This is a genomic window from Halorientalis sp. (genome assembly GCF_028275115.1).
In the GTDB taxonomy this organism is placed as follows: Archaea; Halobacteriota; Halobacteria; order Halobacteriales; family Haloarculaceae; genus Halorientalis.
In genome coordinates this window covers 24,551-36,476 of sequence record NZ_JAQCNH010000019.1, presented here as the reverse complement: position 1 = coordinate 36,476, position 11,926 = coordinate 24,551, and the positions used below count along the sequence as shown (strand labels likewise).

General features: G+C 64.3%; 11 protein-coding genes. 6 read left to right on the top strand and 5 right to left on the bottom strand.

Annotated elements, in window-relative coordinates; all coding sequences use genetic code 11:
* Window positions 1–40 precede the first annotated feature (40 nt).
* Genes Q0964_RS02285 through Q0964_RS02275 form a run of 3 tightly spaced genes read right to left on the bottom strand, consistent with a single transcriptional unit; the run spans window position 41 to window position 3,740 of the window.
* Window positions 41–928, bottom strand: coding sequence for an ABC transporter permease (locus Q0964_RS02285; protein WP_299263021.1), 888 nt, complete (start codon window positions 926–928; stop codon window positions 41–43).
* A complete protein-coding gene (locus Q0964_RS02280) occupies window positions 925–1,860 on the bottom strand; it encodes an ABC transporter ATP-binding protein (RefSeq protein ID WP_299263020.1) in 936 nt (311 codons plus the stop codon). The genes Q0964_RS02285 and Q0964_RS02280 overlap by 4 nt, the downstream gene beginning before the upstream one ends.
* 53 nt (window positions 1,861–1,913) lie before the next feature.
* On the bottom strand, window positions 1,914–3,740 hold the full coding sequence (locus Q0964_RS02275; protein ID WP_299263018.1) for a S9 family peptidase: 1,827 nt from the start codon (window positions 3,738–3,740) through the stop codon (window positions 1,914–1,916).
* A 187-nt stretch (window positions 3,741–3,927) separates the two neighbouring features.
* Here Q0964_RS02275 and Q0964_RS02270 point away from each other — a divergent pair, with 187 nt between their 5' ends.
* Window positions 3,928–4,986 carry a glycosyltransferase family 4 protein gene (locus Q0964_RS02270; protein WP_299263016.1) on the top strand — a complete coding sequence of 353 codons (1,059 nt, stop codon included), beginning with the start codon at window positions 3,928–3,930 and terminating at the stop codon, window positions 4,984–4,986.
* Between the two features lie 6 nt (window positions 4,987–4,992).
* Here Q0964_RS02270 and folP read toward each other — a convergent pair whose 3' ends face one another.
* Window positions 4,993–7,434 (bottom strand): dihydropteroate synthase, encoded by a 2,442-nt coding sequence (gene folP / locus Q0964_RS02265; protein WP_299263014.1) that lies wholly within the window; start codon window positions 7,432–7,434, stop codon window positions 4,993–4,995.
* A gap of 53 nt (window positions 7,435–7,487) precedes the next feature.
* The gene (locus Q0964_RS02260) at window positions 7,488–8,144 is read right to left on the bottom strand and encodes a helix-turn-helix domain-containing protein (protein ID WP_299263012.1); all 657 of its coding nucleotides are present in this window, start codon (window positions 8,142–8,144) and stop codon (window positions 7,488–7,490) included.
* A 266-nt stretch (window positions 8,145–8,410) separates the two neighbouring features.
* Here Q0964_RS02260 and Q0964_RS02255 point away from each other — a divergent pair, with 266 nt between their 5' ends.
* From Q0964_RS02255 to Q0964_RS02235, 5 genes are all read left to right on the top strand, one after another.
* Window positions 8,411–9,442, top strand: a complete 1,032-nt coding sequence (locus tag Q0964_RS02255) for a ferritin family protein (protein ID WP_299263010.1) — start codon at window positions 8,411–8,413, stop codon at window positions 9,440–9,442.
* A 2-nt stretch (window positions 9,443–9,444) separates the two neighbouring features.
* Window positions 9,445–9,705 carry a hypothetical protein gene (locus tag Q0964_RS02250; protein ID WP_299263008.1) on the top strand — a complete coding sequence of 87 codons (261 nt, stop codon included), beginning with the start codon at window positions 9,445–9,447 and terminating at the stop codon, window positions 9,703–9,705.
* Window positions 9,702–10,070 carry a 2Fe-2S iron-sulfur cluster-binding protein gene (locus Q0964_RS02245; RefSeq protein ID WP_299263006.1) on the top strand — a complete coding sequence of 123 codons (369 nt, stop codon included), beginning with the start codon at window positions 9,702–9,704 and terminating at the stop codon, window positions 10,068–10,070. The genes Q0964_RS02250 and Q0964_RS02245 overlap by 4 nt, the downstream gene beginning before the upstream one ends.
* A gap of 208 nt (window positions 10,071–10,278) precedes the next feature.
* On the top strand, window positions 10,279–11,010 hold the full coding sequence (locus tag Q0964_RS02240) for an SCP2 sterol-binding domain-containing protein (RefSeq protein WP_299263004.1): 732 nt from the start codon (window positions 10,279–10,281) through the stop codon (window positions 11,008–11,010).
* Window positions 11,011–11,220: 210 nt separating this feature from the next.
* A complete protein-coding gene (locus Q0964_RS02235) occupies window positions 11,221–11,784 on the top strand; it encodes an SCP2 sterol-binding domain-containing protein (protein ID WP_299263002.1) in 564 nt (187 codons plus the stop codon).
* Window positions 11,785–11,926 lie beyond the last annotated feature (142 nt).

Sequence of the window (11,926 nt, the reverse complement as noted above, 5' to 3'; positions counted from 1 at the left end):
GCAGGGTGGTGTCGAGTAGCGAGTCGACCGAGAACGGGGGTCACCCGAGGTCTGCGTTCCGGAAGACGTTGTAGGCCAAGAGGCCGCCGAGGACCGCCCAGAGGATCAAGACGAGAAACGCGAGGTACTCGGAGAGCAGGAACGACCCCGACTGTTGGGCCTGTGCGGCACGCCGTGGGACGCCGTCGATCGCGAGGCTGGGATGTCTAACGAGCAGGTCCAGAGCGGACGCCGCACGGGTATAAGCGGCGCTCGGGGCGAGATACGTGAGGAACAGGTACCAGTCCGGCGGACGAAGAGGGACGCTACCGCCGCCAAAGAACAGGTAGACGAACTGCGTGAACCCGGTCCAGACGGCCTGAGTGATGAAAAACAGCGCGACGACCGAGAGCATCGCTCGCCGTCGCGTACTCACCACTGCCGAGACACTCACCGCGAGAGTGGTGTACACCGCACCCAGGAGGACGGTCAGGAAAAAGAGACCGAGGAATCGCCAGAGGAAATCCGCCAGTTCTGGTACGCCGATGAACACCACGATGCTGAGCGCGACTGTGACGAAGCCGGCGGCGACGCTGACGGCGATGACCGCGGTTCGGCCGAGCATCTTGCCAACGAGGACTTCCGCTCGCTCGAACGGGAGTCCGAGCAGGATCTTCATGCTCCCCGAGCGCCGCTCGCTGATTACAGAGGCGTATCCGGCAACCAAGGAGAGAATCGAAACTACCCAGCTGATCCACTGCGCCACTCCGTTGAGGGCGACGAACGGGATAGCACTTTGTGGGAAGTCCGGCGGGACGGCCTGAGAAAGTTGATACGTGATACCGACGACGAGCAGTGCGAAGATACCGCTGATGAACCAGACTGTTTTCGACCGAATGGCGTCGTCGAAGTCCTTCCGGGCCATGACGACGAGTCGTCGGTCTCTCATGCCGATGCCTCCTCGACGGCCTCGTCCTCGTCGATCAGTTCCGCGAACAGGTCTTCGAGCGAGGACTCCGTGGTCTCGAAGTCGGTGACCGTCGCGCCCGCCTCCTCGATCCGGCTGACGACTCTGGCCTTCGCCGTCGAGTCCGACAGCGTCAGGGTCAGGTCGGGACCGTCGGCCTCGGCGTTCGTCACGTCGTCCATCGCCTCCAGATCCGACAGCGTGAGCTTCGGCTGTTGGTCGACGGTCACGTGCAACGTCGTCCCGACGCCGATGGCATCCCGAATCTCGTCGAGGGCGGCCACCTCAATGAGCCGGCCTTGGTTCATAACGCCGACTCGGTCACAGACCGCCTCGACCTGGCTCAGGATGTGACTGGAGAAGAAGACGGTCGCACCGCGGTCGACCTCCTCGCGGATGACGTCCCGCATCAGGCGGATACCGTTCGGGTCTAGTCCGGTGGACGGCTCGTCCAGAATCAGCAGGTCCGGCTGACCGATCAGCGCCATCCCCAGCACGAGTCGCTGTGCCATTCCTTTCGAGTAGTCCCCGGCGTTGCGGTCGGCGTCGTCGGGATCGAGTCCGACTCTGTCGAGGACGTCGGCGGGGTCGTCGTCGGCCTGGCGGGCCCCGGCGACGAACTCCAGGTGCCGACGGCCCGAGAGCCGTTCGTACAGCTGGTAGCCGTCGGGCAGGACCCCGACGCGTTCGCGGATGTCGACGGCCTCCCCCCGGGTCCGGTGGCCGAAGACGCGCGCCTCCCCCGACGTCGGCGGCGTGTAATCAAGTAACATGTTGATGAGCGTCGACTTCCCGGCGCCGTTTGGCCCGAGAAAGCCGAACACCTCCCCCTGTTCGACAGTCAAATCGACCGAATCGACGGCGACCACCTCCCCGTAGCGCCGCATCAAGGCGTCCGTCTCGATCGCTGCCATATACTCCCTCTCTACTGCCCCGTGAACAAGCTTTCTGATTCGGCAGTGATACGTTACACGTGTCGGTCGAGGAAGTCGATCACGGCCGTGTAGGCTTCGATCCTGTTTTCGAGTTTCGAGATTCCGTGCCCTTCGTCCTCGAAGACCAGTTTCTCGACAGGAACGCCCTGTGACTCGACCTCCTCTGCAATCTGTTCGGCCTCGCCGACGGGCACCCGCGGGTCGTTCGCGCCGTGGAGGACGAACAAGGGCGCTTCGATGCGGTCGGCGTCGTTGAGCGGGCTGATCGATTCGAGGAGGTCCCGGTCGTCGTCCAGCGAACCGTACTCGGCCTCGCGGTGGTCCTGCCGCCAGGCTCCCGTATTCTCCAGGAACGTGACGAAGTTGGCGATGCCCACGGAGTCGACGCCGGCCGCCCAGAGGTCCGGGTACTCCGTTAGCGCCGACAGGATCATGAACCCACCGTAGGAGCCGCCTTTGGCGACGACCCGGTCGGGGTCAACCTCGGGACGCGCACCGAGCCACTCGACGGCCGCCCGCAGGTCTTTCACCGAGTCGAGCCGCTTTTCGACGTCGTCGAGGTGCGTGTAGGCCTTGCCGTACCCCGTCGAGCCCCGGACGTTGGGCTCGAAAACGGCGTAGCCCCGCGACAGAAAGTACTGTGTGAGTCCCGAAAACGAGGGGCGACGCTGGCTCTCGGGGCCGCCGTGGATGTCGACGACGACCGACACCCCGTTCCCGTCACCGTCGTTGTCGGCAGACTCGCCGTCGGTAGCCCCTTCGGGTAGCGTAAAGTACGCCGGAATCTCACGCCCGTCGAAACTCTCGTAGTGGATCAGTTCAGGGTCACGAAACGACGAGCGGGGGATGCCGGCGGTCGAGGCGCAGGTCCACTGTTCGGTCTCGCCGGTCTCGAGCGTGACGCGGTGGACGTTGGTGTTGCTCGTGCGGCTGGACGCAGAGAGCGCGAGCGCCTCACCGTCGGGGCCGAAACTCACACCGCCTGCGGTGCCGTCGGGGAGGTCCGGCGTGGGCCGGGTCTCGTATGTGGTCTCGCCAGTCAGTTCGCCGACGGTGAGTTCAGTGTAGCCGTCGACGTTCCGGGAGTAGGCCAGGTGGCCGGTCTCGTCGTCCAGGGCCACCCCGTCGACGTTCCACTGGCCCCCACTCTCGACCAGTTCGAAGTCGAGCGTGTCGAGGGCGAGTCGTTCGAGCCTGAGAGTGTTGCTCTCCCGGTCGGTACAGCAATAGATTGCGTCCCCGTCGGGCCCCCAAGAAGGGCTGTTGTAGCGGACGTCGCCGTCGTGGGGTGTGACGCGTTCGAGGTCGCCCGAGTCCAGATGGAGGACGTACAGATCCGTGTCGAACGAGGAGGCGTGTTCGGTGACCAGCAGGCGGTCGTCGTCGGGGCTCCAGCCCGCGAGCGCGAGCCAGCCGTCACCCTCGTGGACCAGTTCGGCCTCGTCACCGCGTTCCTCACGGCCCTGCACGTGCACGTCGAAGACGGACTCGTCGCGACGGTTTGCGGCAAACGCTATGCGGTCGCCGCCGTGAGACCAGCCACCCCAGTAGTGAATGGCGTCTGGCATATCGGTGAGAGGTGTTACCTCACCGGAGGCGAGGTCCAGCCTGAATAGCTGGGTGAACTCGTCTCCGCCATCGTCCATGCCGAAGGCGAGTTCGCAGCGCTCTGGTGAGAACGAGCAGAATGTGACCCGTTCGTCGTAGAAGGTGCGTTGCTCGGGCCACTCACCGGGTTCGTCGAGCGTCCAGACCTGCGGCGTGCCGGTCGTATTCATGAGGAACGCGACGGTGCCCTCCGGACCGACGGACGCGCCGTACGCGCTGCGGACGTTGAGGTACCGTTCCAGGTCGTGCATGGCTGTGGGTCGGACGGACGCGGTATACGTTTTGTGCGGGCCGGGAGACCCGACCGGAGAGGGCTCGGGAATCCCTCAGGCAACCGGCGCCACGCGCCGGCGACGAAGGGAGCGTCTCCGAACGCGCGAGCGCCGCCGCGTCGGGCAAAAGACCGGGATTTTTGAGCGGGCGCCGTGTCCCCCCGGTATGCGGGTCGCTATCGTGTCGGAGCGGACGGTGTTTCACGAGTTCACGGACGGACGGGAACGCCTCCACCGCATCGCGACGAACCTCGACGCTCGCGGTCACGACGTGATCGTCTACTGCGCCCAGTGGTGGCCGGACTACCCCGAAACCATCGAACACGAAGGAATCACGTACCGCGGAGTCACCGTCTCCGAGTCGAAAGCCGCCTTCCTCACTCGAATCCCCTGGGTGGTGGCGCTGGACCGCCCGGACGTAATCCACGCGACACCCGAACCGCCAGCCGTCGTCGCCGCCGCGAAGTTCGCGGCCGTTCCTGCTCGCGCGCCGCTCGTCGTCGAGTGGTTCGGTGACGAGAGCCTGCCTGACTCGCGGGTGACGAGATACGCCGCGAAGATGCCAGACACGGTCGTCACGCCGTCGGAACTGGTCCGGACCCACGTCCGCGAACACGGCGCAACGAGCGAGAACACCCGTGTCATTCCCGAGAGTATCGACGCGTCGCTGATCGACGGCGTGGAACCGGACGAGGACGCCGATATCGTTTACGCCCGCGGCCTGGACGCGGACGCGAACGTCCAGACGCTGTTGCTCGCTCTGGCGGAGTTGCGTCGGCGGGACTGGTCGGCGACGATTATCGGCGACGGTCCGCGTCGCGAGGCGGTCGAGTCGGCGGCAGCAGACCTCCGTATCGACGACCGGATCACGTTCGCCGGCGACCTCGACCGAGCGGAGCGACTCTCGATCTATCGGGGGGCTCACACCTTCGTACACACCGCCTTCAGGGAGAACTTCGCCACGGAGTTGCTCTGGGCGCTCGCCTGTGGCTGTATCGGAATCGTCGAGTACCAGGCCGAATCCAGCGCTCACGAACTCATCGAAACCTACCCACGGAGTTTCCGGGTTACCGACGACGAGGAACTCACGGAGGCAATCCGCGAGGCCGCCGGCATGGAACGACTGGACCGGGACCCTAGTCTGGACCGGTACGACCACGAAGACGTGCTTGACCGGTACCTCGACTGCTACCGAGACCTGCGCGAGGAACAGGGGCTGTTTTGAGGCGGCTTACTCGTCGGTAGCGGTCGGATCGTTCGCGGCGTCGACGGCCCGGACGGCAGCGACGTTTTCCTCGACGTCGTGGACCCGGACGATGTCGGCTCCGCGCTCGGCGGCGATGGTCGTCGCCGCGACGGTCGCCGCCAGTCGCTCGTCGGGGCCGCGGTCGATACAACCGAACATCGACTTGTGGGAGTGACCGACCAGAACCGGGCATCCCAGCGCCTGGAACTCGTCGACCCGGCCGAGCAGCTCGAAGTCCTCGGTGGGGGACTTGCCGAAGCCCAGTCCGGGGTCGACGATGATCTGTTCGCGGTCCAGACCGGCCTTCTCGGCCAGAAGAATGCGTTCGGTCACCTCCTCCAGGACGTCCGTGACCACGTCGTCGTACTCGCGCTCGGTGTCGGGATCGACCGGTGTCTCCTCACTGTGCATCACGACGACGGGCACGTCGTGGTCGGCCGCGACCAGTCGCATCTCCGGGTCTTCGAGTCCGGAGACGTCGTTGAGGATGTCCGCACCCGCATCGAGGGCCGCCCTGGCGACGGCCGCCTTGCGCGTGTCGACGGCGACCGTGGTGTCGAGGTCGCTGATCTGCTCGATAACCGGAACAACGCGGTCGATTTCCTCGTCGGCGGGAACCGGGTCCGCACCAGGTCGGGTCGACTCGCCGCCCACGTCGACGATGTCGACGCCGTGGTCGACCATCTCCTCGGCACGGGCGACGGCCGCGCCGAGGGCGTCGTACTCGCCACCGTCGTGGAAGCTGTCTGGCGTGACGTTCAGAATGCCCATAACCGCGGTACCGTCGTCCCACGGATACCCCCGGTCGTCCGGACCGTGGCCCTCGATCTCCAGTGCCGCCCGGATGTCGTCCGAAAGCGGCGAGAGCCCGTAGGGCTGGCCGTCGAGCTTTCCGGCGAGGCGCTTGAACTGTGCCAGCGTCCCCATCAGGACCGCCTCAACGTTCTCGCGGTCCTGGTCGGCCAGCCCGGAGACGCTACACTCCCCGCCCAACGAGAGCATCTCCTCTTTGAGGTACTGGGCCTGTCGAGGTTGAACGCGGGTTCGCAGAACACGGTGGACTCCTTTGCCGCCCATCCGCCAGACACCCGCGTCGGTAACGTGGGCGTCCGCGAGCGTTTCACGCGCTCCAGCGATCGAGTCGACACGCTTGGGGACGGTCGGCCGAGTCCAACCCGTTCGGGCTTCCGCGACGCAGTACAGCGAGCCAGTCACCAGGACGCAGTCGTCGGGACCGGCGGTCTCGCGGGCCGTCTCGAACGCGCCGGCCACGTCGCTCCGGGTCTCGACCGTCGCGTCACCCTCGGCCTCGAACGCACGTGCGAGCACGTCGTCGTCCTCGGCGCGTCCGAGGTCCGGTTCGCAGGCGACGACGTAGTCGGCCTCGGGCAGCGCCGCCGCGATTCCGCGGTGGTCCTTGTCGCTCATCGCACCGACCACGACGTGCAACTCCTCGTACTCGAACGACGCGAGCGTCCCGGCGAGTGCGTCACAGCCACCGGGGTTGTGGGCGCCGTCCAGCACGATCAGCGGCTCTCGGCTCATCACCTCGAACCGACCGGGCCAGTGTGCGTTACGCAGGCCCCGTGCGAGGTCGTCACCGTTCACGTCCGCGGCCTGTCGGGCCAGCACGGCCGCGACACCGGCGTTTCGGGCCTGGTGTTCACCGAGCAGCGGGAGTTTCGTATCGACTCGCCGGCCGTCGCTATCGATAGAGATCGCCGCCTCCAGCCCGTCGCGGCCCGCGTAGGCGACGGTACAGTCGTCGTCGGTATCGGGGCCGACAGTGAGGAGGTCACCGGCGACCTCGGCGGCGGCCTCGCGGGCATCGCCGGTCGCGCCAGTGACGAGGGGCGCGTCGTCGGGAGCGACGTGGGCCTTGTCGCGGGCGATTTCGGCGACGGTGTCGCCCAGCAGGTCGGTGTGTTCGATGGTGACGGTCGTGACGGCGCTGGCGACGGGGTCGACGGCGCTGGTGGCGTCGTAGCGGCCGCCGATGCCGACTTCGAGGACAGCGACGTCGACTTCGGCACGGCGGAAGGCCCACAGCGCCATCACTGTGAGGGTCTCGAAGAAGGTGGGGGCGTCCCCGTCGGCCGCGCTGTCGGTGATGTACGGCTTGGTCGTCTCGACGAACTCGACGAGGGCGCCCTCGGTGAGCTTGTGGCCGTTGATGCGGACGCGTTCGCGTACGTCGTCGAGGTGCGGAGAGGTGTAGAGACCGACGTCGAGACCCGCTTCACGGAGAACGCGTTCGGTCATCCGCGCGGTGCTACCCTTCCCGTTCGAGCCGGCGATCTGGATGGCCCGGACGGATTCCTGCGGGTCGTCGAGATGTGACAGAAAGTCCCGCGTCGCCGCCGTGCCCGTCCGAGGCGGATATCGGCGCAGGTCGAAGAGGAAGTTCGCCGCGTCGTGGAACTCCATACCGCGACCGAACGGAGCGGCGCGCTTTAGACTGTCGGACTCGGCCGTCTCCGTCAGTCCGGACCGACCTGAGAGATGATTCGAGACTCGATCTTCCGGAGGTGTTCGCCGACGGTGCTGGTCGAACAGTCGAGTTTCCCGGCAATATCCTCGTTGGTCGCCTGACGCGGAATCTCGTAGTAGCCTTTCGACAGAGCGACCGCCAGCACCTCGTGCTGGCGCGCGGTCAGCAGTGACGTGACGTCGACGCGGTCGACGGGGCCGGAGTCGTCCTCTTGAAGTTGGATATCTAAGTTGCCAGGGCGCATCCGGGCAGCCTCGCGAATGTGCTTGAAGTCACCCGCGACCGACATGTGTAGGCCCCCGTCCTCGTCGATGTCGACCGGCGGGTCGATAATGAGGTCGTACTCGTCCATCAACTGGATCATCGCCGAGAGAGTCGTGTTAGCCGCGAAGCGAACGTGAGCACGCACGCCGTCGCCGTCGACCTCGAACACGTCGTAGGAGAGTGCGCTCTCCTCGTCGTCCAGAATGGCTTCGAGTTCGTCGGCGTCACCGGTGAGGTGGTACAACAAGACACTCGTCCCATCGGACATCAGGTCGAAGTGAAGCGCGGCCTCGCGGGTCAGCTCCGGATGCTCGACGATAGCCTCGTCAAGCGGATTGTACGTGCCGTCCTCCGCTTGAAGGACGATATTGAACTCCCGCATATCACCCACTTCTAGCCAAGGGAACAAAAGGTGTTCGGCAGTCATGTGAGGTGAGCGGCCCGGTAACGGGAGTCACAGAGGCTAAACGTCTCTTTTGATGATGACAAACGTGGGTCGCCAGTCGGAGCGGATACCCCCGGCGTTGGTGCGTGCCCGGTCGTATCCGTTGTCCGACGGCTAATTCCGGAATCGACGGTGTCGATAAAAAGGTCCTCATATCACTGGGGGTATTTGTATCAGCCAGTGTGGTGTACTGTAGCGTGGGTATGGACGCCAGCACTGATCAGATCAAGGCGGGGCGAGTCGACACCGACAGTCAGTACTACGAACTCTACCAGAAGTCGGTCGAACTGGGGACGTGGGACGCGGAAAAGCTAGTTCGGAAAGTTGGTTTCGAGGACGACCGTGAGGTCTGGGGAGGACTGAACGACAACGAAAAGGAGCAGTGGGCGCGACTCATTTCGTACTTTATCGACGGCGAACAGGCCGTCGCAGCGGACGCGCGCCGGATCATGAAGACGGTGTCCTCGCCGTACTTCGATCGGTCCATGGAAAAAGAGATGATGGCCTCGGCGCTCGGACTGGAGGAGGCGAAGCACACGCAGTTTTTTGACCTGTACCTCACCAACGTGATGAGCGACAAGTTCCCCCAGTACGAACTCGACAGCCGTCGCGGGGGAATTCAGATTCCCCGGACGGAGGCCTGTGGTGCCGGTGAGATGTTCGAGCGGCAGGGCACCCTCCAGGCGCAGGCGGCCCACGGCGGTGACCCCGCGGACATCGCCCGTGCCGCGACAAACTACCATATCGGTGTCGAGGGAATCCTCGCCCGTGGTGGATACTTCGCCAAGAACCGGATGATGCAGGAAGCACCGCTGAAACTGCTCAACAAGGGCTTCCAGTTCATCAGCACCGACGAGGGGCGGCACATTACCTTCGGGCTGGAGCTCCTGCAGGAGCTGATCGAGAAGGAACGCGAGGGGCTCCCGGACTACCAGGGCGTCGAAAACGCCATCTGGGAGCAGGCTATCGAAGATATCGGATACATTACCGACACTGCATACTTCATCACCGCGGACATCAACGACCCGCTGGATGTCGACTTCAGCGAGCTCGTCAACCGGGGCGCGCGGCTGGCCGGCGACATGATGTTCGACACGCTCGACCTGGATGCTGGGAGCGCCACGGAGTTCATGCAGGCCTCTGCGGACGCCATGGAGAACGCACAGGGCAGCGACTACGACGACGTGATCGACAGGTACGACCACATCTACTCACAGAAGATGGCCGGTGACTGACGATGACGGAACTCACCGACATCGAGGGCGCGGAGTTCACTGCGGACGACGAGCGGATTCAAGAGGCGGTCGACGAGGCCGCGGATGACCTCGGGATGACTCCCGAGAAGGTCGAAGAGGAGGTAGCCTACATCCTCGACTCGGGCACAGGCCGAGCCAACAACGAAGGTGTGGCCGGCGCAGCAGCGGCCGACAACGAAGACACCGACAACGACCCGCGTCTGGAAGCCTTAGAGATGTTCAAGCTTCGTCAGGAGCTATGAGCGGACGGGCAGACAGGCAGGACGAGGCGAGCGAGGAGGCCGTGGCCGACGGCGGGACCCACGAGGTGACCCTCGACCACGAGGGCGAGGAAGTCTCGTTTTCCGTGGACGAGGACGAGTACATCCTCGACGCGGCCGAGGAGGTGGGACTGAACCTGCCTTACTCCTGCCGGAAAGGACAGTGTACCTCGTGTGTCGGAACCGTCGGGGACGGAGAGGTCGACCAGAGCGAGGGTGCGGCGCTGGACCCGATGCAGAGAGACGACGGGTTCGCACTCCTCTGTATCGCCTATCCCGAGTCGGACTGCACCATCGAGACCGACACTCAGAGCGATATGTTCGGCGGCGACATGGATATCCTCTGAGCCGGTCGATGCGGTCGGTTCTCACTTTTTTACCGAGTGTCGGGTATGCGTCGACGGTCTACTTAATAACCCGAACTTTCGACATCGAATCGTGTTTAAATAACCTCACATTGACGGGGTAACTAATTTATTAATCTCCGATGTTCATTCGGGTGGATCCGTTGGCGGGCACGGCTGGGGGACGTTCCCGCGCAACGGGGTGATACCTATGAGTACACAGGAACAACAGTTCGAACTCGACGATTACTTTCCGACCACGGCATGGCTTACCAGGTACCAGCACGCGCTCGACGACAGCCAAGAGCTCGAAGACACGGGTGGAGGCTGGGGCGTCGGCTGGAACGGTGACTTCGTTTTCGAGATGCTGAATCTTCCGATCGAGGAACGGACGGTCGGCGACCTTCCCGAGGAGGTCTGGGGGGCCCTCGAAGAGGGGATCACGCAGCTGCCGGAGAACACGCTCGAGACAGTCCTCGAAGACGCGCCCGAGGACGTCGCCGACGGGATCGAGGCTCGCGACGGGCCGCTCCCCGAGCGGGCCGCTCAGGAACTGCTGGAGACGAAGATCTCCGAAGCGCCCGAGAAGGTCTGGCCCGGCCTCCGCCGCGTCATGCCGGACATCATGGACGACCTGCTCGACGAACTCGAGCAGAACGTCACCGACGACGGGACGGTCTACGCCTGGATCGGTCTGGAAGACGGGGGCTGTTACAACACGACCACGATGGACAGTCTCGACGAGCGCGACCACGGGTTCGTCCTGACCGGCGACTTCGACCAGTGGGTCGACCTGGTCAGCGGCGACCTGGACGTCGTCGAGGCGATCATGTCCGGGAAACTGGAGCTAGACGGCGACATGCAGAAAATTCTCCAGTACTCCGACGCCGCCCTGACGATGACGGACGTCGCCAGCGACTTGGACAAGCGGTTCCTGTTCTAACTGTCCGGAATCCAATATTTTCTCGATACGCGAAGGTCGGTTTCAGAGCCCTCAGTGGACAAATTTCCTTCGTGTTGTTCAACAAATGGGATTGTGTCCGTGCTGGCATATAAAACCGCCTCACATGCGACGGAGTAGCCTCAGGTGGATAGCGCGAAGATGTAGTGGTAGCCATCGGCCACAGGGTGCCGGTGGGGAATGGGCGAAACTATGTCAGACGAACTCATCACACGCGTCGAGGGAACACTCGACAAGAACGAGGCACAGCTCAAAGGCGACCTGCCGGGTCTGCTCGAGGATATCCAGGGACAGGAAGCGGAACTCGTCGGCGAGAACCCGGAACTGTTCGCACAGGTCATCGGCCGGATGGACGACATCGACATCGCGAGTTTCTACGAGGAGGAACCGGAAGCCGGCGACCAGTTCCAGGACCTGCTCTGGACGGGCGTCAATATGCTCGTCAAGGAGAACCCCGGCATCAAAGACCAGATCGCCGCCGACATCACGGCCAACTTCGAGGCCGACGACTGCCCGATGCAGGGTCACCTTGACGTCGACGCCGGCGAGGAGACCATCACGGGCGGCTCCGGGACGGTTTCGGACGCCGACCTGACGCTGAGCGGTCCCGCCGACACGCTGACCGGGCTCATCACCGGCGGCATCGACCCGGTGCAGGGCTTCATGCAGCAGCAGTACGAGTTGGACGGCTCCGTACAGAAAGGCACCCAGCTCGCCTCCGTGATGGGCGAGATTACGGACAACGTCCCGAACTAACGTCCGTTGTGGCTGCGAGCAGGAGTTATCCACAGGCACATCACGTGGACACCGACCCGAGCACGCGGGACAGCGTACTCGTTTCGGTTTGACGACGTCCCGAACTACCGACCGACAACACGCGTCGAAGACGACACCCTCG